Source organism: Streptomyces triticirhizae (assembly GCF_003696235.1).
Lineage (GTDB): Bacteria > Actinomycetota > Actinomycetes > Streptomycetales > Streptomycetaceae > Streptomyces > Streptomyces triticirhizae.
The window spans coordinates 15,343-40,897 of the sequence record NZ_RFFJ01000014.1 but is presented as its reverse complement, the minus strand read 5'-3'; the positions used below and the strand labels follow the sequence as shown (position 1 = coordinate 40,897).

Annotated in this window: 19 protein-coding genes; 13 read left to right on the top strand and 6 right to left on the bottom strand. The window is 74.3% G+C overall.

Annotated elements, in window-relative coordinates:
• Positions 1-205 precede the first annotated feature (205 nt).
• On the bottom strand, positions 206-1,564 hold the full coding sequence (locus EBN88_RS04925; RefSeq protein WP_122182556.1) for a family 43 glycosylhydrolase: 1,359 nt from the start codon (positions 1,562-1,564) through the stop codon (positions 206-208).
• Between the two features lie 107 nt (positions 1,565-1,671).
• The gene (locus EBN88_RS04920; RefSeq protein ID WP_122182555.1) at positions 1,672-2,616 is read right to left on the bottom strand and encodes a quinone oxidoreductase family protein; all 945 of its coding nucleotides are present in this window, start codon (positions 2,614-2,616) and stop codon (positions 1,672-1,674) included.
• Between the two features lie 159 nt (positions 2,617-2,775).
• Here EBN88_RS04920 and EBN88_RS04915 point away from each other — a divergent pair, with 159 nt between their 5' ends.
• The 8 genes from EBN88_RS04915 (at position 2,776) to EBN88_RS04880 (ending at position 11,748) form a co-directional block, all read left to right on the top strand.
• Positions 2,776-3,579: a DeoR/GlpR family DNA-binding transcription regulator gene (locus EBN88_RS04915; RefSeq protein ID WP_199742255.1), complete on the top strand. Its 804-nt coding sequence runs from the start codon at positions 2,776-2,778 to the stop codon at positions 3,577-3,579.
• 285 nt (positions 3,580-3,864) lie between these two features.
• Positions 3,865-5,358 carry an FGGY-family carbohydrate kinase gene (locus EBN88_RS04910; RefSeq protein ID WP_122182554.1) on the top strand — a complete coding sequence of 498 codons (1,494 nt, stop codon included), beginning with the start codon at positions 3,865-3,867 and terminating at the stop codon, positions 5,356-5,358.
• Entirely contained in the window at positions 5,351-6,826 is a 1,476-nt protein-coding gene (locus EBN88_RS04905; RefSeq protein WP_199742254.1) for an FGGY-family carbohydrate kinase, read from the top strand. The genes EBN88_RS04910 and EBN88_RS04905 overlap by 8 nt, the downstream gene beginning before the upstream one ends.
• A 53-nt stretch (positions 6,827-6,879) precedes the next feature.
• Positions 6,880-7,929 (top strand): 2-hydroxyacid dehydrogenase, encoded by a 1,050-nt coding sequence (locus tag EBN88_RS04900; protein WP_233580465.1) that lies wholly within the window; start codon positions 6,880-6,882, stop codon positions 7,927-7,929.
• Positions 7,926-8,576, top strand: a complete 651-nt coding sequence (locus EBN88_RS04895; protein ID WP_122182552.1) for a histidine phosphatase family protein — start codon at positions 7,926-7,928, stop codon at positions 8,574-8,576. The genes EBN88_RS04900 and EBN88_RS04895 overlap by 4 nt, the downstream gene beginning before the upstream one ends.
• A gap of 10 nt (positions 8,577-8,586) precedes the next feature.
• Positions 8,587-9,666, top strand: a complete 1,080-nt coding sequence (locus tag EBN88_RS04890; protein ID WP_233580464.1) for a substrate-binding domain-containing protein — start codon at positions 8,587-8,589, stop codon at positions 9,664-9,666.
• Position 9,667: 1 nt separating this feature from the next.
• Positions 9,668-10,495 (top strand): ATP-binding cassette domain-containing protein, encoded by an 828-nt coding sequence (locus tag EBN88_RS04885; protein ID WP_122182551.1) that lies wholly within the window; start codon positions 9,668-9,670, stop codon positions 10,493-10,495.
• Complete coding sequence (locus tag EBN88_RS04880; protein ID WP_122182550.1) at positions 10,495-11,748, top strand: sugar ABC transporter permease; 1,254 nt, start codon at positions 10,495-10,497, stop codon at positions 11,746-11,748. Before EBN88_RS04885 ends, EBN88_RS04880 begins: the two co-directional genes overlap by 1 nt.
• A 448-nt stretch (positions 11,749-12,196) precedes the next feature.
• On the opposite strand, the gene EBN88_RS04875 is transcribed toward EBN88_RS04880, so the two are convergent.
• Positions 12,197-12,640, bottom strand: a complete 444-nt coding sequence (locus EBN88_RS04875; protein ID WP_122182549.1) for a cytidine deaminase family protein — start codon at positions 12,638-12,640, stop codon at positions 12,197-12,199.
• Positions 12,641-12,842: 202 nt separating this feature from the next.
• On the opposite strand from EBN88_RS04875, the gene EBN88_RS04870 reads away from it, so the two are divergent.
• From EBN88_RS04870 to EBN88_RS04850, 5 genes are read left to right on the top strand one after another with little or no spacing between them, the layout of a single operon-like run.
• The gene (locus EBN88_RS04870) at positions 12,843-13,340 is read left to right on the top strand and encodes a hypothetical protein (RefSeq protein ID WP_122182548.1); all 498 of its coding nucleotides are present in this window, start codon (positions 12,843-12,845) and stop codon (positions 13,338-13,340) included.
• A complete protein-coding gene (locus EBN88_RS04865) occupies positions 13,340-14,743 on the top strand; it encodes a hypothetical protein (RefSeq protein ID WP_147472643.1) in 1,404 nt (467 codons plus the stop codon). Before EBN88_RS04870 ends, EBN88_RS04865 begins: the two co-directional genes overlap by 1 nt.
• Positions 14,740-16,098 (top strand): VWA domain-containing protein, encoded by a 1,359-nt coding sequence (locus EBN88_RS04860; protein WP_122182546.1) that lies wholly within the window; start codon positions 14,740-14,742, stop codon positions 16,096-16,098. The genes EBN88_RS04865 and EBN88_RS04860 overlap by 4 nt, the downstream gene beginning before the upstream one ends.
• 15 nt (positions 16,099-16,113) lie before the next feature.
• On the top strand, positions 16,114-17,241 hold the full coding sequence (locus EBN88_RS04855; RefSeq protein WP_122182545.1) for an ATP-binding protein: 1,128 nt from the start codon (positions 16,114-16,116) through the stop codon (positions 17,239-17,241).
• Complete coding sequence (locus tag EBN88_RS04850) at positions 17,238-20,129, top strand: DUF5682 family protein (protein WP_122182544.1); 2,892 nt, start codon at positions 17,238-17,240, stop codon at positions 20,127-20,129. The genes EBN88_RS04855 and EBN88_RS04850 overlap by 4 nt, the downstream gene beginning before the upstream one ends.
• Before the next feature lie 562 nt (positions 20,130-20,691).
• Here EBN88_RS04850 and EBN88_RS04845 read toward each other — a convergent pair.
• The 3 genes from EBN88_RS04845 to EBN88_RS04835 all read right to left on the bottom strand — a co-directional run bounded on the left by EBN88_RS04845 (position 20,692) and on the right by EBN88_RS04835 (position 25,551).
• The gene (locus tag EBN88_RS04845; protein ID WP_122182543.1) at positions 20,692-22,356 is read right to left on the bottom strand and encodes a glycoside hydrolase family 13 protein; all 1,665 of its coding nucleotides are present in this window, start codon (positions 22,354-22,356) and stop codon (positions 20,692-20,694) included.
• 105 nt (positions 22,357-22,461) lie between these two features.
• Positions 22,462-24,582, bottom strand: a complete 2,121-nt coding sequence (locus tag EBN88_RS04840) for a glycosyl hydrolase family 28-related protein (protein ID WP_233580463.1) — start codon at positions 24,580-24,582, stop codon at positions 22,462-22,464.
• Positions 24,583-24,648: 66 nt separating this feature from the next.
• Entirely contained in the window at positions 24,649-25,551 is a 903-nt protein-coding gene (locus EBN88_RS04835) for a carbohydrate ABC transporter permease (protein ID WP_122182542.1), read from the bottom strand.
• Between the last annotated feature and the right edge of the window lie 4 nt (positions 25,552-25,555).

Below are 25,555 nucleotides of genomic sequence, written 5' to 3'. Positions count from 1 at the left end.
GCGTAGCGGGTCGGGACACCCGCCGGGGCCTCGTCCGGGTCCCCCGGTGTCGGGTCCCGGTCCATGTCCACGGGTGACCAGTCGGATGCTCGTGCCATGTCGCCCTCCCCAGGTCGTCGCACGGCGCACCAGGTACCGGAGAGGACGACGGGGAGGGCGACGCGGTTGCGGTGGGCTGAGGGCCCGTCACCAGCGGGGGCCGGGGTTACGACACCTCGACGTAGTCCAGCTCGGCCCAGCGGCTGAGGTGGCCCAGGCGGATCGTGTTGGCGCCCGCCGTCAGGTCGACGTCGACGGACACCTCCGTCCAGTTCTCCCAGCCCCGGTCCGGATAGGTCACCGTGCCCGCCGGCTGGCCGTTGACGGACAGGGCGTGTTGGGCCTCGCCGTAGCCGGCCGCGTAGCCGATGTGCAGGGTGTGCGGGCCGGCGCTGGCGGCGAAGACGCGGATGTCGACCCAGCTGTCGGCGAAGTCGATGCCCGCCGCCACCGCGCCCTGGGAGGCGGTGCCGGTCTCCCGCACGCTCGCGTTGTTGAGTGTGCCGCGCTCCGCCTCGTGGCGGACGCGGCTGCCGCGCACCACCGGGTAGTCGTTGTCCCAGCCGAGGTCGGCCACATACAGACCGCGCCCGCCTGCCGGGAGGGCGCCGTGGAAGAAGACGCGGCCGTCCCCGATGTCAGCGCCGCCGGGCCCGCTGACCGCGCCGTCCAGGCTGGCGGTCGTCATCAGCGGCCGGTAGGCGCGGGCGTAGGGGCCGGTGAGGGAGGCCGAGGTGGCGTAGCTGGTCTGGTAGTTGGGCGTGGTGTACACGCCGGCCGAGTAGAACAGCACATAGTGCGAGGCCCGCTTGACCAGCACCGGGGCCTCGATGACGCCGTCCTCGGACGGCAGGTTGTTGCGCAGCAGCTCGGTGCGGCCGCCGACGAGGGTGATCCCGTCGGCCTCGACGCGCTGGAGCCAGATGATGGTCGGCTGGCCGATCGCGTTGCCGTCGTTCTTGTAGAGGAGGTACCGGCTGCCGTCGGTGTCGACGAAGCTCGACGGGTCGATGTCGCCGCCCTCGCCCGGGTCGCAGACCAGCGGCCGGTCCGAGGTGGCCAGGAACGGCCCTTCGGGGCTGTCGGCGAGCGCCGCGCCCAGGCACATCCGGCCCGAGGCGGTGTCCGGCCCGGTGAAGTACATCAGATAGCGGCCGTCGGCCCGTTGGGAGACGTCCGGCGCCCAGAAGCCGCCGTCGCCGGTCCAGGCCGGCCTGTCCGGCATCACGTCGCCGCGTACCGTCCACGGACCGTCCGGTCCCGGCGCGGTGGCGTGCGGCACCCGGCCGTGGCGTGAACTGGTCGAGTAGGCGTGGTAGGTGTCGCCGACGACGATCACCTCGGGGTCGGGGAAGTCGTCGTCGATGGCCAGGCGCGGGGCAACCGCCGCCGCCGACACCTCCCCGGCGGACGGCTCGGACGGATCGGGTGACGCGGGAGACGGCGTCCCGGCGGCGGGGGAGAGCGGCAGCAGCGCGGCCAGCGTCGCCACCACCCCCACCAGCACGAGTCTCGTGTGACGCATGGGGGAACCTCTCGGCTGGGAGACGGTCATGGTCTACACCGCTCCAGTCATAGCCCAATCCGGCCGTCTCCCACAGGGGGTGGGCGACGGTCGGGTGCCGCCACGCGTCAACGGGACGGGTCGAGGGCCAACTTGCCGAGGTGGGTGCGGGCGGTCAGCGCCCGGTGGGCGGCGGCGGCCTCGGCCAGCGGGTAGACCCCGCCGTTCATCGGGCGCAGGATGCCCCGGCGCACCGCCTCGAAGAGGCCCGCCATGCTGGTCGGCAGGGCGTCCCCCGCCTCCCTCAGATGCGGCAGCCAGAACGTGGAGACCGTGACCGAACGCTCCATCAGGGCGCGCGTCGGCAGGTCCGTCGGCACCCCGCCGACGCAGCCGTAGATCACCAGCCGCCCGCGCGGCGCCAGCGCCGCGATCGTCTCGTGCAGCACCGGGCCGCCCGTCATCTCCAGCGCCACCTCCACCGGGCCGCCCGCCGCGTCGCGCACCCGCTCGGCCAGCCCCTCGGCGGCGGAGTCCACCGCGACCTCAGCGCCCAGCGAGAGCGCCAGCTGCCGCCGCTCCTCGGTGCTGGCCAGCGCGACCACCCGGGCCCCGGCCTCCGCCGCCAGCTGTACCGCCATCGAGCCCAGCGCGCCGGCCGCCGCCGGCACCAACACCCGCTGCCCGGCGCGGAGTCGGGCCACCGTGAAGAGCAGGTGCCAGGCGGCCTGCCCCTGGAGCGGCAGCGGCATGGCCTCGTCGTCGCTGATGTCGTCCGGCACCTCCCAGGTCATCCGGCGGTCCACCAGCGCCAGCTCCGCGTAGCCGCCGCCGAGGGTGAGGCCGACGACCCGTCGGCCATCGGGCGTCCTGCCGACCACCTCCGTGCCGGGGACGTGCGGCAACTCCACGGGCGCGAGCGGGGAGTTGACCCGGGCGTGCACGTCCGTCCAGTTCACCCCGGCGCGGGTGACCTCGACAAGCTCGTGTGTCGGGCTCGGCCGGGGCTCGGGCACCCGCGTCACCCGCAGCACCTCGGGTCCTCCGAACCTCTCCATGACGACGGCGCGCATGATGCCCCCTTGTGCTCCGGTGGATCGATGATCCGGCGATCGGCGCTCGACCTCCTGGTCGCCGCCCTGTCGCACACCATAAGTCATCGCACTGTCACTGTGGGTGTTCAGGCGCTGGTGGCGGCCGGTGCGTTCAAGACGGCGTGCGATGCTGGGGAGGTGGTCAGTGATCCCTTTGCCGCCGAGGGTGCCCGTCGCAATCCCGAGCTGCGCCGGGTGGCGATGCGCCGGCGGGTGGCGGAGGCCGGGTTCGTCCGGGTGGACGAGTTGGCCAAGGAGTTCGGCGTCAGCATCATGACCGTCCACCGGGATCTGGACGAGTTGGAGAAGCGCGGCTTCCTCCACAAGGTGCGCGGCGGGGCGACCAGCGCGCCGACCACCACCTTCCACGGCGACCTGGAACACCGGATGCAGGCCCAGGTCGAGGCCAAGTCGGCCATCGCGCACGAGGTGTTGGCGACCGAGGTGGAGTCCGGGCAGGTCGTCGCCCTGGACGACTCGACCACCTCGCTGGTGCTGGCCAGGCTGCTGCCGCAGCGGGCGCCGTTGACCGTGGTCACCCACTTCCTGCCGGTGATACGGGCGTTGGCCGCCCAGCCGGGCATCGAGCTGATCGGGCTGGGCGGGCGCTACGACGCGGCCTACGACTCGTTCCTGGGCCGGGCCACCGCCGAGGCCGCCTCCGAGCTGCGGCCCGACGTGCTCTTCCTGTCCACCACGGCGGTCGCCGACGGCTTCTGCTACCTCCAGTCGCTCGGCACGATGATCACCCGGCGGGCGCTGATCGCCTCGGCCGGCCGCACGGTCGCGATGATCGACCACACCAAGTTCGACCGTCGCGCCCAGCACCGGCTGGTCGGCATAGCCGACCTGGACCGGGTGGTGGTGGACGACGGGACGGACGTCCTGACGGTTCGTGGGCTGCGGGCGCGCGGCGCCCGGGTCGACGTGGTGCGCGCCTGAACCGCGGAGCGCGTCCGGGGCGGCGGCGCCGACCGTGCACTGCTAAGTCATGTGAAGTTAATCCGGTGAGCCCACCGGGGTAGATCTCCCACCATGCCCCTCGACCTGGGTTTTCGCGATCCCGGACGCGAGCCGGTCCCCGATCGCGACCAAGATCAATGTTAAAAGTTGCGAAATTCTGGAGCCCTGCCTGTAATACGCCTCACTTCTGGCTCGGGCCGGGACGGAACGATCCGGGAACCGGGCGGGATGCGGGAGCCACCACGGAAGGGGCACGAGACGGTGATGTCGGACGGACCGGTCGCGGTGTGCGTGGACGCGGGCACCACCGTGATCAAGGCGGTGGCCTTCGACGCCGACGGACGAGAACGCGTGGTGACCCGGCGGGACACCGCCGTCGCCCGCCCCCGGCGCGAGCGCGCCGAGCAGGACATGGACGAGGTCTGGCACGCGGTCGTCGAAACCGTGCGCGAGGCGGTCCAACGCGCCGGCGCCCCCGTGCGGTTCCTCGCGCTGACCGCCCAGGGCGACGGCGCCTGGCTCGTCGACGCCGCCCACCGCCCGGTCCGCCCCGCCGTGCTGTGGAACGACGGCCGCGCCGCCGACATCGTCACCCGCTGGGCCGAGGACGGCGTGCTGGAACGCGCCTACCGGGTCAACGGATCGCTCACCAACGCCGGCCTGCCCAACGCGGTGCTGCGCCACCTCGCCGTCGAGGAGCCCGAGGCGCTGGACGCCGCGCACTCCGTGCTCACCTGCGGCGGCTGGCTCTTCCTGCGCCTGACCGGCGTGTTGGGTATCGACCCCTCCGAGGCGTCCGCGCCCTGGCTGGACATCCACGCCGGCGCCTACTCCGACGACCTCGTCGACGCCTACGGGCTGGCCCAACACCGCCGGCTGCTGCCCCCGTTGCTCACCGGCGGGAGCCGGGTCGCCGAGGTCACGGCGGAGGCCGCCGAGCGGCTCGGCCTGCCCGCCGGCACCCCCGTGGTCCTGGCCCCCTACGACATCGTCTCCACCGCGCTCGGCGTCGGCGCCACCGAGCCGGGCCAGGCGACGTGCGTGCTGGGCACCACCCTGTGCACCGAGGTGCTGATCGAGCGCCCCGACACCGGGGGCCAACCCGCCGGCCTCACCCTGGACTTCGGCGTGCCGGGCCGACTGGTCCGGGCCTTCCCCACGCTGGCCGGCACCGGCGTGCTCGACTGGCTCGTCGCCCTCCTCGGCCTGCGCGACCACGGCGAGCTGACCGAACTCGCCGCCCGCGTCGCCCCGGGCGCCGAGGGGCTGCGGGTGCTGCCCTACCTCTCCCCGGCCGGCGAACGCGCCCCGTTCCTCGACCCGGCCGCCAGCGGACTGGTCACCGGCACGCGCTTCACCCACGGCAGGGAACACCTGGCCAGGGCCGTCCTCGAAGGGCTCGCCCACGTCATCAGGGACTGCCTCGACGCCGCCCCGCACCGCCCCGTCGAACTCGGCCTGTGCGGCGGCGGCGCCGCCAGCGACCTGTGGTGCCAACTCATCGCCGACATCACCGGCGTGCCCGCCGTCCGCACCGAGGACAGCCAGGTCGGCGCCAAGGGCGCGCTGCTCTTCGCCACCACCCTCCTCGGCGACCACCCCGACCTCACCGCCGCCGCCCGCGCCCTGGTCAGGCCGAGCGCCCGCCGCGAACCCGACCCCGCCACCCGCGCGTTCCACGAGGCCCAGCACGCCGAGTTCCTCGCCACCAGGGAACTGGCGGCGACCCGCTGGGCCGGTTGGCGGGACCATGGCTGAGCCCGTGTGGATCGGCGTCGACCTCGGCACCCAGAGCGTCCGCGCGCTGGCCGTCGACGCGACCGGCCGCCAACGCGCCGCCGCCGCCCGCCCGTTGACCGGCCGGCGCGACGGGCCCCGGCACGAGCAGGACCCGGCGGACTGGTGGCGGCTGACCGCCGAGGCCCTCGCCGAGGTCTCCGAGGCGCTCGCCGGACGCCCCGTCGGCGCCCTCGCCGTCTGCGCCACCTCCGGCACCGTGCTGCTCACCGACCCCGACGGCACCCCCCGCACCCCCGGCGTGATGTACGACGACACCCGCGCCGCCGAACTCGCCGCCCCCGCCCAGCGGGCCGGCGCCGAGCTGTGGACCACCCTCGGCTACCGGATGCAGCCGGCCTGGGCGCTGCCCAAGCTGCTGTGGTGGCGCGAACGCGGCCTGCTCGACGGCGAGGCGCGGCTGGCCCACCAGCCCGACGTGGTCGCCGCCGCCCTCGTCGGCCACCCGGTCGCCAGCGACTCCAGCCACGCCCTGAAGACCGGCTACGACCTGCTCGCCTCCCGCTGGCCGCGCGAGGTGCTGGACCGGCTCCGCCTCGACCCCGCGACCCTGCCCGAGGTGGTCCGCCCCGGCACCGTCCTGGGCGCCGTGAGCGAGGCCGCCGCCCGCGCCACCGGGCTGCCCGCCGGCACCCCCGTGGTCGCCGGCATGACCGACGGCTGCGCCGCCCAACTCGCCGCCGGCGCCCTGGAGATCGGCCAGTGGAACACGGTGCTGGGCACCACCCTCGCCCTCAAGGGCGTCAGCGCCAGGCTGCCCCGCGACCCCACCGGCGCCGTCTACTCGCACCGCGCCCCGCACGGCGACCGCTGGCTGCCCGGCGGCGCCTCCTCCACCGGCGCCGGCGCGGTGCGCGCGCTCTTCCCCGACGCCGACCAGGCGGCCCTGGCCCAACTGACCGAGGCCGCCGCCGACGTGGCCGACGTGCCGGTCTGCTATCCGCTGGTCGGGCAGGGGGAACGGTTCCCGTTCGTCGCCCCGCAGGCGCGCGGCTTCCTCGGTGAGGGCCCACTGGCCGTCGGCGACGACCCGGCCGCCGCGTTCGCCGCCGTCCTCACCGGCGTCGCCCACATCGAGCGGCTCTCCTTCGCGCTGCTGGCCCGCGCCGGCTGCGACGTCGGCGGACCCGTCGCGTTCACCGGCGGCGCCGCCCGCAACGACTGGTGGAACCAGCTCCGCTGCGACATGCTCGGCGTCCCCGTCTGGCTGCCCGTCAACCCCGAACCGGCCCTCGGCATGGCCGTGTTGGCGGCCGGCTCGATCGGCGGCGACATCCCGGCGGCGGCCCGCCAACTCGTCAGCGTCCGCCGCGCCCTGACGCCCGACCCCACGCGCACCGAGGCCCTGCTGCCCGGCTACCGCGCCTTCGTCGAGGAACTCGCCGGCCGAGGCTGGCTCGACCCCGCCCTCGCCGAGGGGGCCATCTGATGCCGACCCCACCCACCGGGCCCCACGGCGGGCCGAAAGGAAACGAACAGACCGTGAACGAACCGATCCCCGTCCTGCTCGCCGGCGACGACTTCGTGCTCAACCGGCTGCTGGTCGAGGCCCTCCACGCGCAGAGCGGCCCGTCCGCCTGGGAGGTGCGCGAACTCGAACTGTCCTGGCCGCACGTCCCGTTCGGCAAGGTCGCCGAGGTGGACGAGGCCTCGGGCAGCGAGGAGGCGATGATCGAGGCGCTCGCCGGGGCGCGGGTCTGCCTGACGCAGATGGCGCCGCTGACCGAACGGGTGCTGGCCGCCTGCCCTGATCTTGAGCTGTTCGCGGTCTCCCGGGGCGGCCCCGTCAACGCCAACCTCGCCGCCGCCACCGAGCACGGCGTGCGCGTCACGTTCGCGCCGGGGCGCAACGCCGAGGCGACCGCCGAGCACACCCTCGCGCTGATGCTCGCCGCGATGCGCCGCGTCCCGCAGGCGCAGGAGAGTATGCGCGCCGGCCGCTGGGACAGCGGCTTCTACGCCTACCAGGCCACCGGCCTGGAGATCGCCGGCTCCACCGTCGGCCTGGTCGGCGGCGGCGCCATCGGCACCCGGGTCGCCAGGGCGCTGCTGGCGCTCGGCGCCACCGTGCTGGTCGCCGACCCCTACGCCGACCCGGCCGCGCTGCCGGCCGGCGCCCGCCTGGTCTCGCTGCCCGAGCTGCTGGCCTCCTCCTCCGTGGTCTCGCTGCACGCCCGACTCACCGAGGAGACCGCCGGGTTGATCGGCGCGGACGAACTCGCCGCCATGCCGGAGGGCTCCGTCCTCGTCAACTGCGCGCGCGGCGGCCTCCTCGACTACGGCGCGCTCGCCGAGTCGCTCGCCGCAGGCCACCTCTTCGCCGCCGCGCTCGACGTCTACGACGAGGAGCCGCTGGCCGCCGGCCACCCGCTGCGCTCCGCGCCCAACGTGGTCCTCAGCCCGCACCTGGCCGGCGCCAGCCGGGCCACCGCCCGCCGCGCCGCCACCATGGTCGCCGCCGAGGCCGGCCGCTGGCTGCGCGGCGAGCCGCCGCTGCACTGCGCCAACCCGGCCGTGCTGGAGGCGTCATGACCAGCGGAACGGAGCCCGCGGCGAAGGCCCGGCTGCTGTTGGCCCGGCACGCCGAGACCGTCTGGCACGCCGAGAACCGCTACGCCGGCTCCCGCAGCGACCCCGACCTCACCGAACGCGGCCTGCGGCAGGTCGAGGCGCTGGCACGCGGCGCGGTCGCCGCCGGCGTCGACGCCGTCGTCAGCTCCCCGCTGCGCCGCGCCGTGCGCACCGCGACGCCGGCCGCCGAGGCGCTGGGCGTCGAGGTGCTGACCGTGCCCGAGCTGCGCGAGGTCGACTTCGGCGAGCTGGAGGGCCGCACCCGCGCCGAGGCCGACCCGGAGCTGGTGCGCCGCTTCGTCGCCGACCCCGTGGCCCACCCGTTCCCCGGGGCCGAGCCGCCCGCCGAGGCCGCCGCGCGGGTCAGCGCCGCGCTGCGCGCCGTCGCCGAACGCCTCCCCGGACACACCGTGTTGGTCGTCGGGCACAGCACCGGGCTCCGCCTGGCGCTGTGCTCCCTGCTGGGTCTGCCGGTGGCGCACTACCGGCGGACCTTCCCCCGGCTGGAGAACGTCGCGGTCACCGAACTCCGGCTGCCCGCCGACGCCTCGCACCCGGCCGCCCTGCTGTCGCTGAACCGCACCCTGCCGGTCCGAACCGTAGATTAAGGAAGACACCGTGAGCCGACGCATCCTCGCACTGGCCCTGACCGCCGCGTTCGCCGTCTCCACGGCGACCGCCTGCGCATCGGAGGAGGACACCAACGACGGCGCGGGCGGTGGTGGCGACGGCGCCACCATCGCCTTCCTGATGCCGGACATCGCCTCCCCGCGCTACGAACTGTGGGACGCCCCGCTCTTCGAGGCCAGGATGAAGGAGCTGTGCGCCGACTGCTCCGTCATCTACCAGAACGCCAACGCCGACGCCTCCCGCCAACAGGAACAGGCCAACTCCGCGCTGGCCCAGGGCGCCGACGTGCTGGTCATCGACCCGGTGGACTCCGACGCCGCCGCCAGCATCGTCAACGCCTCCCGCTCCCAGGGCGTCCCGGTCATCGCCTACGACCGGCCCATCTCCAGCACCCCGGCCGACTACTACATATCGTTCGACAACGAGGCGATCGGCGAGTCCATCGGCCAGTCGCTCGTCGACCACCTCGACGAGACCGGCGCCGAGGGCGGGCTGCTCCAGGTCAACGGCTCGCCCACGGACGCCGCCGCCGGGCTGATCAAGCAGGGCATCCACAACGCGATCGACGACAGCGGCTACGAACTGCTCGCCGAGTTCGACACCCCCGGATGGCAGCCGGCGGACGCCCAGGACTGGGTCGCCGCCCAGGTCAACCGCTTCGAGGACGACATCGCCGGCGTGGTCGCGGCCAACGACGGCACCGGCGGCGGCGCGATCGCCGCGTTCCAGGCCGCCGGCGTCCCGATCCCGCCGGTCACCGGCAACGACTTCGAGGTGGCCGCCGCCCAACGCATCGTCGCCGGGCAGCAGTACAACACCATCTCCAAGCCGATCAAGATCGTCGCCGAGGCCGCCGCCGAGGTCGCCTGGCAGTTCGCGCAGGGCGAGACCCCCGAGGGCGAGATCGAGCTGTTCGACACCCCGGCCCAGCTCTTCGAGCCGACCGTGGTCACCCTGGAGAACCTCCCCGAGGTGCTCGCCGAGTCCGACCAGGTGAGCGCGGCCGACGTCTGCACCGCCGAGTACGCGGACGCCTGCGCCGAGGCCGGCATCGAGTGGGAGCAGTGAGATGACGGCTCCGGCCGCCGCCGCGTCCCAGGCCCCGACCCGGCCGATCCTCTCGCTGCGCGGCGTCAGCAAGAACTTCGGCGCGGTCGCCGCGCTCACCGAGGTGGACCTCGACGTCGCCGCCGGCGAGGTCGTCGCCATCGTCGGCGACAACGGCGCCGGCAAGTCCACGCTGGTCAAGGTGCTCTCCGGGGTGCACCGCGCGGACACCGGCACGGTCACCTTCGCCGACCGCGAGGTGACCGTCGCCAGCCCGGCCGACGCGCACGCCCTCGGCATCGCCACCGTCTTCCAGGACCTGGCGCTGTGCGAGAACCTGAACGTCATCCAGAACCTGTTCCTGGGACGGGAGGTGCGGCGCGGCCGGCTCGACGAGGTCACCATGGAGATCAGGTCCTGGGAGCTGCTGCGCCAGCTGTCCGCGAAGATCCCCACCGTCCGCGTCCCCGTCGCCTCGCTCTCCGGCGGCCAACGCCAGACCGTGGCGATCGCCCGCTCCCTGCTGGGCGACCCGAAGGTGATCATTCTCGATGAGCCGACGGCCGCCCTGGGCGTGGCCCAGACCGCCGAGGTACTCAATCTGATCGAACGCCTCCGGGACCGTGGCCTGGGCGTGATCATGATCAGCCACAACATGGAGGACGTCCGCGCCGTCGCCGACCGCGTCGCCGTCCTCCGACTCGGCCGCAACAACGGGGTGTTCGACGCCGACGCCCCCACGGAGGAGATCGTCGCCGCCATGATCGGCGCCAGCGACAACGCGGTCTCCCGACGCGCCAACCAGCGGCGTCAGTCGCGTCAGCGACGTCAGCGAAAGGAAGAAGAGTGATGGCCGACGTCAGGGAGGCCGCCGCCGCACCGCTCGACCTGCTGGACGAACGCCTGCGGCGCGGCGAGGGCCTGAAGGCCGCGCTCGCCGGGATCTGGGGGCGCGTCCGCTCCGGCGATCTGGGCGCGCTGCCGATCGTGCTCGGACTGGTCGTCATCTGGACGGTCTTCCAGTCGCTGAACTCGGTCTTCCTCTCCAGCGCCAACCTGGTCAACCTGCTGATGGAGTCCGCCTCCGTCGGCATCATCGCGCTCGGCGTGGTCTGCGTGCTGCTGGTCGGCCAGATCGACCTCTCGGTGGGCTCCGTCAGCGGGCTCTCCGCCGCGCTGACCGCCGTCACCTTCGTCAAGCACGGCTGGCCGATGCCGCTGGCGATGGCCGCCGCGCTGGCCGCCGGGGCGGCGATCGGCTTCGTGTACGCGCAGATGGTGACGCGGCTGGGCGTGCCCAGCTTCGTGGCGACGCTGGCCGGGCTGCTCAGCTTCCTCGGCATCCAGCTGTGGCTGCTGGGCGACACCGGCGCGATCAACATCCCGTTCGACTCCGGGCTGGTGCACTTCGCGCAACTCGCGTTCCTGCCGGAGTGGTTGAGTTACGTCCTGGTGGTGGTCGCGGCCGGCTGGCTCTTCGCCACCGGCTACGGCCTGGCCAGGACCCGCCGCGCGGCGGGCCTGTCCGCCCGCTCCACCACGCTGCTGGTGGCGCGCAGCGTCACCGTGCTGCTGGGGCTCGGCTTCGCCGTCTGGTACCTCAACCGGGCGCGCGGCGTCGGCTGGCTCTTCGTCAGCTTCGTGGTCCTGGTGCTCATCCTCAACTACGCGCTCACCCGGACCGGTTGGGGCCGATCGGTGTTCGCCGTCGGCGGCAACGCCGAGGCCGCGCGGCGCGCGGGGATCAACGTGCGCCGGGTCTACACCTCGGTGTTCGTGCTCTGCTCCACGTTCGCCGCGCTCGGCGGCATGATCGCGGCGGCCCGCCTGGCCGCCGCCAACCAGTCCACCGGCGCGGGTGACGTCAACCTCAACGCGATCGCCGCCGCCGTCATCGGCGGCACCAGCCTCTTCGGCGGCCGGGGCAGCGCGTTCGCCGCGCTGCTGGGCATCCTGGTCATCCAGTCCATATCCAACGGGCTGACGCTGCTCGACCTCGACTCCTCGTTCCGGTTCATCATCACCGGGCTGGTTCTGGCCCTCGCCGTGATGCTCGACTCCGTGGCCCGCCGCTCCCGCGTGGCCCACGGCCGCGCGGCGTAGCGTTCCGGGGAGCCCGGCCCGTTCCCCCGGGGGAACGGGCCGGCGGGGGCCACCCGCCGGCAGCGGCGAACGACGGCACGGGGGAGACCCGGGGCATGACGACCGCCGAGGACCACGCCGGGCCCGCGCCCCGGGGCCGCGTCAACGACTACGACAGCTTCGCCGATGCGTACGCGGCCGAGAGCGAGAACACAACCTCATCGACGCCTGCCACGAGCGGCTCGCGACGCTGTCCCTCGCGGCCTCGCCACCGGCACCCCGCACGCCCCCGACCCGCGCACCGGCGAGTCCCCGACGGAGATCCGCCCTGTCCACCGGCAACCCCGACCCGGCCGTCGTCGGCGACCGCGTGTACTTCGACAGCGGCGACGGCCGCCTCCGGGTGGGCGCGATCTCCCTCACCACGCCCACCGCCGACGAGTGACCGGTCCGTCGGCGCGGCGCGCGTTCAGGCCGAGCGGCCCGGCGGGTCCAGCGGCGGCGGCCACGCGTGGAACGGGAGAAGGTCCCGCAGCGGTGGCGTCTCCGCGCGGCCGAGAACCACCTCGGTGTCGAGGTTGGCCGGGTCGATCTGGCGGATGAACTCGCGGCAGCGGCCGCACGGCGGGAGGACGCGCAGCGCGCCGTCCTCGCCGCGCCAGACGGCGACGACGCGGGCGATGCGGTACTCGCGGGCCGTCACCATCGCGCCGATCGCCGATGCTTCCGCGCAGAAACCGGTGCCGGAACCGGTGTCGACACACACGCCCGTGTAGACGTTGCCGCCGGCCGTCAGCAGCGCGGCGCCCACGTCGCCGAAGAGGCGGTCGCCGACGCGGTGCGGGTTGAGCACGGCGGCGGCGCGGTCGATCAGCTCGTCGGTCGAGGGGCCGTGGGCGGCGTCGGCGATCATGCCTCGGACGGTACCAGCGGCCCGTGGGGAGGGCGGGACGGCGATTGTCAGTGGCGTGGTCCATGCTGTTACCCGGATCGCGACCCAGGGTCCCAACAGGGCCCCTGGGCTGGTGGTTTCCGACAAGGACCAGTCTGGTTCCGGCTGCCCGCAGGGCTGTTGGGGAGACGTTCCGGGAGCACTGGGAGATAAGGGGAGACGGGTGGAGAACGGGGAGCGGGCCGCATGGGAGCGGCGCCCCACGGCGCGGGTCGTGCCGGCGGCGCGGCCGCGCAAGGTGGTGAAGGTGCCGTTCGTCGAGTTGGTGGACGGCCGGTTGCAGGGGGTGGTCTCCAGCGGCTCGGACATCGCGCGGGTCTATGTGTCGGCGGTCGAGGCCGGCAGCCACGACGTCAGCTGCGGCACCAACAACAACCGGCCCTGCGGCGGGATTCGCCCCGGCGGCTGCAAGCACGTCGAGGCGCTGGTGAAGGAGGCCGTCCTCCAGTACGGGGAGGAGCGGGTCGCGCGGTTCCTCCGAGTGGAGCCCGGCGAGGGCGAGTTGACGGCCCGACTGCGCGGCGGCGGGATCAACCGCGACCGGCCGGCCGCCGAGGTCTTCAGCCGCTTCCTGCGGCACCTGGCCTATCTGGAGGTCCCGGCGAGCACGGCGCCACTGCCCGAGCTGCGGTGGTTCCCGGCGACGGGGGCGGTGCGCTGATGCTGGGCATCCAGTTGGAGAGGCTGTTGGGCGCCGCGCCGGCCGGGGTCGCCGAGGCGCTGGACGCGGTGGACGGGTTCGATCGGGCGCTGGTCACGGGACTTGGCCGGCCGACGCCGGAGCAGTCGGCGGCGCTGGCCGCGTTGGCCGGCCGCGTCGCCGCCTCGCCGCTGGGCGCGGTGGCGGCCGAGGCGGTGGAGAAGATCGCGGCGGGCTCGGTCTCCGACGAGCGGCTGGCCGCGCTCGCGGCGGCCCGCGCGGCGCTGCTCGGCGCCGTGCACGACGCCCAACTCGCCGCGCTGGACGAGGCGCTGGGGCGCGAACGGGAGGAGTGCGCGGAGCCGGGCGGCGGCGAGCCGCTCGGCGAGCGGCTGCTGGACGGCGCCCGCTCCTGGCTGCGGGAGGTGGCCCTGGTCGGCTGGCGCGGCCTGGGCGACGACAGCCTGCGCGGCCTCGACCAGGCGCTCACCGCCCTGTGGGCGGAGCCGGCCGCCCGCCGGCTCGCGGTGCTGCTGGACGGGCTCGCCGGCGAGCTGCGCGCCTGCCTCCCGCTGTCCACCTGGGAGCGGCTGCCCGTCCGCCGCTGGGCCGACCTGTGGGCGAACGCCGTGCTGCTCTGCCAGCCGGGCGCCGCCGGCGCGGCCGAGGCGGCCGCCGGGCCGACCGCCCAGGTCAGCGGGCGGCTGCTGCCGCTGGGCGCCGAGCTGCACGAGCACCCCACCGCCGTTCAACTGCTCGTCCACGCCCTGCTGGAGCGGGACGGCGGGCAGCCGGCGCTGCTGGTGCGGGTGGGCGTGGGCGCGGCCAAGGTCGAGACGCTGACGGGGCCCACGCTGTGGCGGCTGCTGGGCGGGTTTCCCGCGCTGCTGCGGGCCCTGGCCGAGCGCCGCGCGCTGACCGTGACGGGCCTGCCGCTGCTGGCCGGCGGCGAGCTGGTCTGGGACGAGTCAGGGGTGGCGCTCGACGAGCCCGCCGACCCGTTCGTCACCGCGCGGACCCAGCTGGCGGGCGCGCTCGCGCCGGCGGTGCCGCCGCTGCGGCGCCATCCGGTGCAGCTCGCCGAGCCGGTGCTGCTGGAGGGGTACCGGGTGCGGGACGGCGTGCTCACGCTCGACGGCCACCGGCTGCCGCTCGACCTCGAACACCTGCCGTCCGCAGGCCCGTTGACCCCGCAGCTGGTGAAAGCCTCCACGGCGTGCCTGGGCCTGCTGTGCTGGGAGGACGGCGGCTGGTCGCTGCGGCCGCTCGGGGTGCGGGCCACCGCGCGCCGCCAGCAGGTCGAGGCGCACACCGGGGACTGGACCCAGGGCCCGACCGACCCCAAGGCCGCCAAGGCGGAGGCCAGATGGGGCGACCCGGTCGAGACCCTGCGGGAACGAGCGGGACGGCTGCTCCGCGCATGAACGAGACGGAGCAGGAGACGACGACCGCCGGCCCGGGAACGACGGCCGGCCCGGGAACGACGGCCGGCCCGGGAACGACGGCCGGCGCGCCCGGGGACCGGGCGGCGGAGAACCGACGGCAGGTCCTCTACTGGCGGCTGCTGGCCCGCCTCTTCGACGGCGAGGAGCAGCCGACGTTGGAGAGCGCCGGCGTCGCCATCGCCGAGGACGTCGGGCTGCCGCCCGCCGTGCTCGACCCGGGCCTCTCGATGGACAACCTGGTCCAGCGCTTCCCCGAACTGGCCGAGGAGCTGGCCGGGTTGGGCGGCGAGGAGGGCCAGGAGGACCCGGTGCGCCGGGCCGTGCTGGTCACCAAGCTGCTGCTGAACACGTTCGCCACCGGCACCGGGCCGGTCACGGCCGGCCAGCTGTCCGACTGGCAGCGGGACGCCGACTGGTGCCGCAGGGCGCTGGGCGGCGGCCAGGACCCGGGGGAGATGTCCGGGTACCTGACCAGACTTGAGGGCGACCTGGTGAAGCGGATGCGGCTGCGCGAGGTCCTCGCCGACCCCGCCCGCGCCCGGGCGCTCACCCCCAGCATGTCGCTGATCGAGCAGCTCCTCCACGACAAGGACAACCTCTCGGGCGTCGCCCTGGCCAGCGCCAAGGCCCTGATCCGTCGCTTTGTCGACGAGGTGGCCGAGGTGCTGCGCACCCAGGTGGAGAAGACCAGCGTCGGCGCCATCGACCGCTCGGTGCCGCCCAAGCGGGTCTTCCGCAACCTCGACATCCAACGCACCGTCTGGAAGAACCTCACCCACTACAACCCCGAGGACCGGCGGCTCTACGTGGACCGGCTCTACTACCGGCACACCGCCCGCCGCACCACGCCCGCCCGGCTGGTGGTGGTCGTCGACCAGTCCGGCTCGATGGTGGACTCGATGGTCAACTGCACCATCCTGGCCTCGATCTTCGCCGGCCTGCCCAAGGTGGACGTCCATCTGGTCGCCTACGACACCAGGGCGTTGGACCTCACGCCCTGGGTGCACGACCCGTTCGAGGTGCTGCTGCGCACCCGCCTCGGCGGGGGAACGGACGGCACGGCCGCCATGGCCCTGGCCCGGCCCAAGATCGCCGACCCGGAGAACACGGTGCTGGTGTGGATCTCCGACTTCTACGACAACCCGGCGCTCATGGACGACTTCAGGTCGGTGCACCGCTCGGGGGCCAGGCTGATACCCGTCGGCTCGGTCAACAGCTCCGGCCGGGGCAGCGTCAACCCGACGTTCCGCCAGCGCCTCAAGGAGCAGGGCACGCCCGTCATCTCGGGCCACATCCGCAAGCTCGTCTTCGAACTCAAGAACTTCCTCGCCTAGGAGACTGAACAACTCATGACCGACACCCCGCTGCGCGCGCCCGCCGAGGTCAAGTACGCCGATGAACTGGACTGGCTGGAGTCCGTCGACGACGCGCCCAAGCCGTTCTCCTGGCGGCTCAGCCCGAAGATGGTGCGCCTGTTCATCCTCGGCTCCGAGCGGGCCGACGGCCTGGACCGCGAGATCCCGCAGAAGTGGTTCGGCGACCGCAGCTTCGTGGAGCGGAGCATCGTCACCCTCGCCTCCGACCGGGGGCTGCTGCTGATCGGCGACCCGGGCACCGGCAAGAGCTGGCTCGCCGAGCTGCTCGCCGCCGCGATCTGCCGCAACTCGACGCTGGTGGTCCAGGGCACCGCCGGCACCACCGAGGACCAGATCACCTACTCGTGGAACGTCGCCCAGGTCATCGCCCAGGGCCAGTCCCGCGACGCGCTGATCCCCTCGCCCATCATGACGGCGATGGAGCGCGGCGTGATCGGCCGCTTCGAGGAGCTGACGCGCGCCACCAGCGACGTGCAGGACGCGTTGATCTCGATCCTCTCCGAGAAGTACGTCTCCATCCCCGAACTCGACGGCGACAGCGGCGAGGCCACCGTCTTCGCCCAGCCGGGGTTCTCCATCATCGCCACCGCCAACAGCAGGGACCGGGGCGTCAACGACCTGTCGTCGGCGCTGAAGCGGCGGTTCAACTTCGTGCGGGTCCCGGTGGTCACCAACAAGCGCACCGAGGCGGAGATCGTCCGCTTCCGCACCGCCGAGCTGCTGCGCCGCCACCGGATCGAGGTGGAGGTGCCGCCCACCCTGCTGGACATCCTGCTCCAGAGCTTCGCCGACCTGCGCGCGGTGTCGGCCAACGCCGCCAGCGACGACGAACGGCTGGAGTCGGCCCTCTCCACCGCCGAACAGATCGGCGTGCTGGAGGACGCCGTGCTGCACAGCCAGTTCTTCGGCGAGAAGGAGCTGGGCGCCCACACCCTCGCCGGCTCCCTGGTCGGCTCGCTCGCCCGGCGCAGCCCGGAGGATCTGGCGATCCTCAACAAGTTCTGGCACGGCGTCATAGAGCCGCGCAGCGAGGGCGAACAGGGCGGCCCCTGGCGGGACTTCCTGGACGGCGGCCGCGAGGCGATCGCGACCCTGTCATGAGCCGCGCCCCCGTCATCAGCACCGGCACCGGCGACGCGGACGCCGCCGGCGACGCCCCGGCGGGGCTCGGCGCGCTGCGCGAGCGCCTCCGGGAGGCGGCCGAGGCGTTCGCCGGGCCCGGGGACGCGGTGCCCGAGATCCTGACCGGCATGGTCGAGGACGTGGACCGGGCGCTGGCCGAGGAGTTGGAGATCTTCCCGGTCTGCCACCACTCGCCCGCCTCCGCGCTGGCCATGGCGCGGCGGCTGGCGGAGAAGCGCCCCCGGGTGATCTACCTGGAGCTGCCCGAGGACCTCGCGCCGCTCCTCGACGAGCTGCGCAACTGCCAACTCCCCGTGGCGCTCCAGGCGTTCGCCACCGAGGTGGACGGCTTCCCCACCGACTGGGCGCCGCTGAGCGTGGTCGCGCCGCTGACCGAGGCGTCCGCCGAGTACCAGGCCATCGCCTACGCCCTGGACACCCCGGGCGTGGAGCTGGTGCTGGTGGACCGCTCAGCCGACCATGTCCTCCAGTGGCGCGAACGCGGGAACGCCCCGGACGCCGAGCCGTCCGAGGCCGGCGAGCCCTCCGGGACGGCCCGGGCGGCCGAGGCGGGCGAGGTGCCCGACGAGGCCGCGCTCCACGGGGACGCCCTCGGCATCGGCGTCGGTCGACTGCGCCCCGGCTTCGCCGAGTTGGAGGCGTTCCTGCTGCACCACGGGAAGGTCCGGCACTGGTCCGAGTGGTGGGACCAGTATGTGGAGCGGCCGCTGGCCGGCGCCGACTACCCGACCTACCGGCAGGTCATGGTGATGATCGGCAGCCTCTTCCGGCGGCTGCGCCCCGAGCGGCGGTCCCGGCTCGCCGTCGACGAGGACCGCGAGCGCTACATGTGGACGCGGATCAGGGAGCACCTGGCCGCCTCGGGTGCCGACCCGGCCGAGTGCCTCCACGTCTGCGGCGCCTTCCACGCGGCCAGCCGCGTCGAGCAGTTCGGGTTGGCCTCGCGCGCCGAGCCGTTCCCGATCCCGCCGCGCACCGCGACCGCCTGGCGCTACGGGCTGATCCCCTCCAGCAACTCGGCGATCGAGGCCCAGTTCGGCCTCGCGCCCGGCGCCGTCTCCCTGGCGGCGGCCACCTGGTCGCGGACCCTGACCGGGGAGCGGCTCACCCCGTTCCGGCTCACCAACCAGCGGCCCGGAAGCAAGGGGAAGGGCAGGCAGCCGGCGAGGCGCGCCGCCGGCGCCCCGGCGGCGAGCGGCGGGCCCGGCCCTGACCGGCTGACGCCGTTCCTCGACCGGCCGCCGGTCCCGCACGCCCTCGACGAGGACGAGCTGCGCGGCTGGTGCGTGGATCTGGTCCGCCTCGCCCGCCGCAACGGGTACGCGGCCAGCACCGCCGACGCCATCGCCGTCTTCGAGACCTCCGTCCTGCTCGCCGGGATGCGCGGCCGGGCCAGGCCCACGGCCTACGACTTCGAGGACGCGGCGGTCACCTGCGTCGAGAAGGACACCGTGCCCGGCAAGCGTGACGTGCGGCGGCTCTGCGCGATGCTGCTGGGCGGGGACCGCATCGGCACCGTCGGCTACGACGCGCTGCCGCCGCTGGCCCGCGACGTGCTGGACCGGCTGGCCCCGCTCGGCCTCAACCTCACCACCCGCTCCCAGCAGCGCGCCCTGCTCGACCTGGCCAACCACCCCGAGCTGCGGCCCTGTTCGGACGTGCTGTGGATGCTGCGCCGACTGCTCGGCGACGTGGTCAGGCCGGTGATGGGCGACCGCACGCTCGGGGAGCGGTCCATCCAGGAGAGCTGGGACCTCGCGCTCGGCCGCGAGCAGCGGGCGCTGGTCCAGCTCGGCTACGAGGGCGTCACCGTCGAGCAGGTGCTGGAGCGGCGGCTGCGCCGCGCGGTGCGGCAGCCGAACGCCACGGCGGCCACCGCCCTGGAGGCGGTCGAGGAGGCCCTGCTCTACCTCGGCCCCGGCCGGCTGGTCGACGACCTCGGCGCCCGCGCCGTCGCGCTGCTGGCCGCCGAGCGCACGGTGGACGACGCGCCCCGGGTGCTGCGCCGGATACGCCGCCTGCTGGGCTACTACCGCACCACCGAGGCCGGGCCGCCCGACTGGGCGAAGATCTTCGTCACCACCGGCTACGCCCACTACTGCACCCTGCTGCCCTCGGCGTTCACCGACGAGGCCGTGGGGGCGCGGCAGGTCGGCGCGATGCTGGGCTTCCTCTTCGGTCTTGAGGGCTTCGCCGTCTCCCTCGGCTGCGACCGGACCCAACTGGAGCTGGCGGTGCGGCAGTCGCACCCGAGCGAGCCCGACCGGACGGCCCTGCTGTGGGCCGCCGAGCACCGGCTGGACCTGCTGCCGCTGCCCGGGCTCCGGGAGCGCTGCGCGGCGCTGCTGGCCAACCCGCTGGTGGTGCCGGCGTTCCCGCGCTATGTCAGCGGCTTCGTGCAGGCGTTGGACCCGGTGCCGACGCTCACGCCCTTCGTGGTGGAGCAGCTGTCGCGGGCGTTCGCCCGGCTGCCGGAGGCGGTGCTGCTGCCCTGGCTGCCCCGGTTGATCATGACGCTGCGGGAGGAGGCCGCCGAGCTGCTGCCGCTGCTGGTGCGGGAGGCGGGCCGGACGTTCCCCGGCACGCTGGCCGGCGTGGACGGCCTGGTCCCGCCCTGGGAGGAACGGCCGGCCGCCGCGCCGCCCGCCCCGCCGACGGCGGGCCCCGCCGCCGAGCTGCTGGCCCACCACCCCGCCACCACCGACGCGTTGGCGGCGCTGCTCGGCGCGGCGGGGGAGTGGGCGCCGGCCCAAGGGCAGGCCCCGGCGCCCGGCCCCGCAGCCGACCTGGTGGCCCAGCACCCGGCGACCGCCGAGGCGTTGGCCGCCCTGCTGACCCCCGGCTGACGGCGCCCCGCCCGCCCCGCCCGGTCCACCCGCGAGGAGAACCGGCCCGGGCGGGCGGGACGTCCCCGAACCAGCACGCTGCGCCCGCGCCGCCGCGCATACTGTGACCGCGATGGCGCGGTCCCTTCCCGGAACCGCGCACCGACCATCGACACGTCCACCGACACGTCCATCCGAACGTGCGGCGGTTACGTCATTCATCGGAACGCCCACGCCAGGTTGAGGAACGGGATGACGTCGCGCGGCCTGGGCGGGGCGCGGCGCGGCCGGCGCCCGCGTGCTCGGCCGGACCGATCCACGCCGTGGACCCCGCGCGCCTCCGGCCCGACGACATCACGCACCAGCGGGCCGCGATCCTCTCCGACCTCGCGGACGAACACACCGTGCGCGGGCGGCACGCGGCGGCCGTCGAGACGACGACCCGGGCGCTCGCGATCCTGCGGGCCCTCGCCGAGACCGCGCCGGAGACCGGCGTCCGCCGCTCGCTGGGCCTGACCCCGGCGCGCCGCCCGCCTGACCCCGGCGCGCCGCCCGCCGGTTCGCCGGCGTCCCGGAATCCCGCTCAGGCCGGCGCCAGCCAGACGGCGGTGTCCGGCGGAACGGCCCGCCCGCCGTCCGCCGTTGTCGTCAGCGGCCCGCTGGCCAGCAGCACCTCGGCGCCGGCCGGCAGGGGCGCCGGCGCCTCGCCCAGGTTGACCAGGCACCGCAGCGCCCCCACCCGGTCGAAGCACAGCACGTCAGGGGCCGAGGCCACCCACCGCAGCGTCTCCGGCAGCCCGCGCAGCCGCTCCCGCCGCAGCGCCAGCGCCGACCGGTAGAGGGACAACGTCGAGTCGGGGTCCGCCCGTTGGGCGTCCACCGCCAGCGCTCCCCACCCCGCCGGCTGCGGCAGCCACGGCGTGGCCCGCGCGTCCGGCGGCGAGAAGCCGAACGCCGGCGCGTCCGCCGCCCACGGCAGCGGCACCCGGCAGCCGTCCCGCCCCCGGTCGGCCCCGCCGGAGCGGACGAACGTCGGGTCCTGGAGGACCTCGTCCGGCAGGTCCCGCACCTCGGGCAGCCCCAACTCGTCGCCCTGGTAGACATAGACGCCGCCCGGCAGCGCCAGGGTCAGCAGCGCGGCCGCCCGGGCCCGCCGCCGGCCGAGCCGCTCGTCGCTCGGGTCGCCCAGCCGCTTGTCGCCCATGTCGAACGAGGTGTCGGCGCGGCCGTAGCGCGTGACATGGCGGATCGTGTCGTGGTTGGAGAGCACCCAGGTGGGCGGCGCGCCCACCGGCTCGTGGGCCGCGAACGTCTCGTCGATCACCCGGCGCAGCGCCGCCGGCTCCCAGGGGGCGCACAGGAAGTCGAAGTTGAACGCCGAGTGCAGCTCGTCGGGCCGCAGGTAGCGGGCGTACTGGGCCGGCGAGGGCAGCCACACCTCGCCAACGAGCACCCGTTCCCCCGGGTAGCCGGCGACGATCCGGCGCCAGTCGCGGTAGATCTGATGGACGCCGGCGACGTCCTGGTAGGGCAGGTCCGTCACGTCGGGCTCGGGGCCGACGTCGGGCAGGCCCGGCTTCTTCGCCAGGCCGTGGGCGACGTCCACCCGGAAGCCGTCCGCGCCCCGGTCCAGCCAGAAGCGGAGTATGTCCTCGAACTCGGCCCGCACCCGGGGGTGTTCCCAGTTCAGGTCGGGCTGTTCCGGCGCGAACATGTGCAGGTACCAGGGGCCGGGGCTGCCGTCGGGCTCGGTGATCCTGCTCCAGGCGGGCCCGCCGAAGTAGGAGACCCAGTCATTGGGCGGCAGTTCTCCCTCGGGGCCGCGCCCCGGCAGGAACCAGAACAGCTCGCGCGCCGCCGCTCCCGGCCCGCCCGCCAACGCCTCGCGGAACCAGGGGTGTTGGTCGGAGCAGTGGTTGGGCACCAGGTCCACGACCACCCGCAGGCCCTGCGCGTGGGCCGCCGCCAGCAGCGCCTCCGCCTCGGCGAGGTCGCCGAAGAGCGGGTCGATGTCGCGGTAGTCGGCGACGTCGTAGCCGGCGTCGGCCATCGGCGAGACATACCAGGGGGTCAGCCACACCGCGTCCACGCCGAGGTCCCGCAGGTAGGGCAGCCGCTCGGAGATGCCCCGGATGTCGCCGACACCGTCGCCGTTGCCGTCGGCGAAGCTGCGGACATAGATCTGGTAGATCGCGGCGGTCCGCCACCAGGGAGCGGGGGAGGCGGCGGGCTGCGCAGGGGTGGTCACGTGCGGGGCTCCTTAGGCGGTGAGCGCGCGGTCGGGTGCCCCCGCCCGGTCGCGGGCGGGGGCCGATGAGTGACGAAGGGAAGCGGTGAGGGATGAACGGCCGGCCTACCAGCCGGAGTTGCCCTCGCCGCGCTCCACGGTGAAGCCGCCGGTCAGGTCGAGGCCGCCCTCGGCGGCGCCGCTGACCCGCACCCCGGAGAACGTTCCGGAGCCGGCCGCGTTGATCTCGATGCCGAACCGGCCGGTGCCGGTGATCTCCACGTCAGAGACGGACAGCTCGGTCACCGTGCGCTGCCAGGAGACCAGGATGCCGCTGTAGGTGCTGTCCACGATCTCCAGGTCGTTGACCACCACGGGCGCGGTGATGTCGGAGGTGTCGGCGTAGATCCACAGCGCGCCGAAGGCGCTGTCCCAGTTGGGTTCGTAGCCGCCGGTGCGCAGCAGCGTGTTGCGCCGCACGGAGGTGGTGCCGCTGAACGGGACGGGCGAGAAGCGGGTGCTGATCGCGATGCCGGCGGAGGAGGTGACGGTGTCGGCCAGCACGTTGTCCTCGACGCCGTTGGCGTGCCCGCCGTAGATGCCGACCGCGTTGGCCAGGAGCGGCACCTGCACGGTGTTGAAGCGGAACGCGCTGTCGCTGACCGCCTCGGACTCCGACCACATGGCCAGCCCGTCGTCCCCGGTGTTGCGGATGCTGGAGTGGGTCACCTCGGTGTTGGCGGTGCCCCGGTGCAGGTTGACGCCGTCGGCGTAGGTGTCGCGGATGCGCAGCCCGGTGGCCAGCAGCCCGTCGGTGGGCGACTGGATCCACAGGCCGACCTTGCTGTGCTCGATCCAGATGTTCTGGAGCGTCGAGCCGCTGCCGAAGTCGCCCTCGAACGCGGCGTGGTCGCCGGCGTCGTCGCGGACCGTCGCGCCGCCGTCGAGGGTGAGGTCCTGCACCACGCTGGTGCCGCCCCGGCCGAAGAAGCCGCCGAGCCCGTCGCTGCCGCGCAGCACGGTGTGCCACTCGCCGGCGCCGCGCAGGGTGGCCCCGGTCAGGTTGACATGGTCGGAGATGTGGTAGTCGCCGGGCGGCAGCCACAGCCCGAGCCCCTCCGAACTCGTCTGCGCGAGCGCCTCGTTGAGGGCGGCGGTGTCGTCGCTCCCGTCGTCGGGGGTGACGCCGCGCTCGGTGGCGTCGACGAAGCCGTCGGGCATCGTGCCAGGCCCGGGCGCCGTCTCGGCCTCCAGCAGGTCGACGGTGTAGGAGTCGGCGGTGTCCTCGGCGTCCTTCTGGAGCCGCAGCACGGTGCCGGCCGGCAACTCCTCGTCGAGCAGCACCCGGCTCTCGTCGAAGAAGCGGTGCGGGGAACCCTCGGCGGGGTTGTTGGTGTACGGGTACTCCCCGTAGACCCAGGCGTGGCGTGAGGTCAACTCCAGGTCGCGGTGGTGTTCGCCGTTCACATAGAGGCTGAGGGTCGCGTCGATGCCGGTGCCGTCGGCGCTGTCGGGGATCGAGTGGCGCAGGGTCAACGCGTTGGCGGGCTCGGTCAGTTCGAACTCGACGTGGGAGCCGGTCTCCTCCAGCACCACGGCCTGCCGGCCCGACGCCTCCGACGGCACGGTCAGATAGGTGCGGTCCGGTCCGATGACGGTGCCGTCGGTCGTGCCGGCCTCCGCCTCGTAGGCGGTGTAGGGCAGGGCGGCGCCCCGGGTCGGGGCGGGGGCGGCGTCGGCCACGGTGATGCCGGACAGCTCGAAGGCGCCGTTGTCCCCGGACGCGGTGCGCAGTGTCACGGTGTTGAGGCCGGCCCGCAGCGGGACGCCGGTCTCCAGGGTGTCCCACGCGCCGGCGGTGCCGGGCAGGGCGAGCCGCTCGACCTCGGTGCCGTTGGCCAGCAGCGTGACCGTCGCCGTCTCCTCGCCCTGGGTGCGGTAGTGCACGGTCAGCCCGCTGGCGCCCTCCTCCGCGCCGGCCACCGTGAACACGGCGCGGGCGCCCTCGGCGGCGAAGCCGGTCAACGCGAGCGCGTCCTGGCCCGGTTGGGCGCCGCCGGAGCGGAAGGCGTCGGCGACGGGGATCATCCCGTGCGCGGCCGGCGTCGTCTCCTCGGGCGGGGCGGCCGAGCCCGCCGGCTGCCAGAGCGTCAACGCCAGGGTCGGCGCCAGCGCCGCCGCGCCGAGCAGCGTGAGCACGCGGCGGCTCGGCCGGCGCGGGGCGCGCCGGGGTGCGGTGGGTGTCATGGGGGAGCCCTTCGGTTGGGGCGGCGCGGGGCCGCCGTTGTGGGGGGTGAACGCCTCGGGCGCGGCTCAGCCCTTGAGGCTGCCGGCCGTCAGCCCGGCGACGATGTGGCGTTGGAAGATCAGGAAGAGCACCAGCAGCGGGACGCTGGCCATGACCATGCCGGCGAGCAGCTGGTTGACCGGCATGTCGGCGGCCAGCGCGTTGAGCGCCACCGTGATGGGCTGGCGCGCCGGGTCGGGCAGCACCAGCATCGGCCACAGGAAGTCCTTCCAGACCCCGACGATCGCGAAGATCGACACCACGGCCAGCACCGGCCGGGACAGCGGCAGCACCACGGAGACCAGGATGCGCAGGCTGCCGGCGCCGTCCATCCGGGCCGAGTCCAGCAGCTCGGTCGGGATCTGGTCGAAGAACCGTTTGAGCAGGAAGACGTTGAACGCGTTGGCGCAGGCCGGCAGCCAGACGGCGAACGGGGTGTTGATCAGGTTGACGCCCAGCAGCGGCACGTCCACCACCGTCAGATAGGTCGGCACCAGCAGCGCGGAGACCGGCAGCATCAGGGTGGCCAGCATCATGCCGAGCAGCACGTTGCCCAGCACCGGGCGCAGCGCGGAGAGCGCGTAGGCGGCGGCCACCGCGAACACCAGCTGGAAGGCCCAGGCGCCGAACGCCAGCACCACCGTGTTCCAGAAGTAGCGGTCCAGGCCGAGCGTCGACCACGCCTCGCCGTAGTTCTCCGGATGCCAGGAGCGGGGCAGCAACGTCGGCGTGGACCGGGCGAGTTCGGCGGACGACTTCAGCGCGCCCGAGGCCATCCAGTACAGCGGGAAGAGGAAGGCGAGGACGAAGCCGACCAGGGTCAGCGTCAGCACGAAGCGGTAGATCCACCGCCCGGTGCGGCCGGTCATCTCGCCGGGGGCGATCAGGGTGCGGACCGACGGATCGCGGTCCGTGGGCTTGACGGCCATGTGT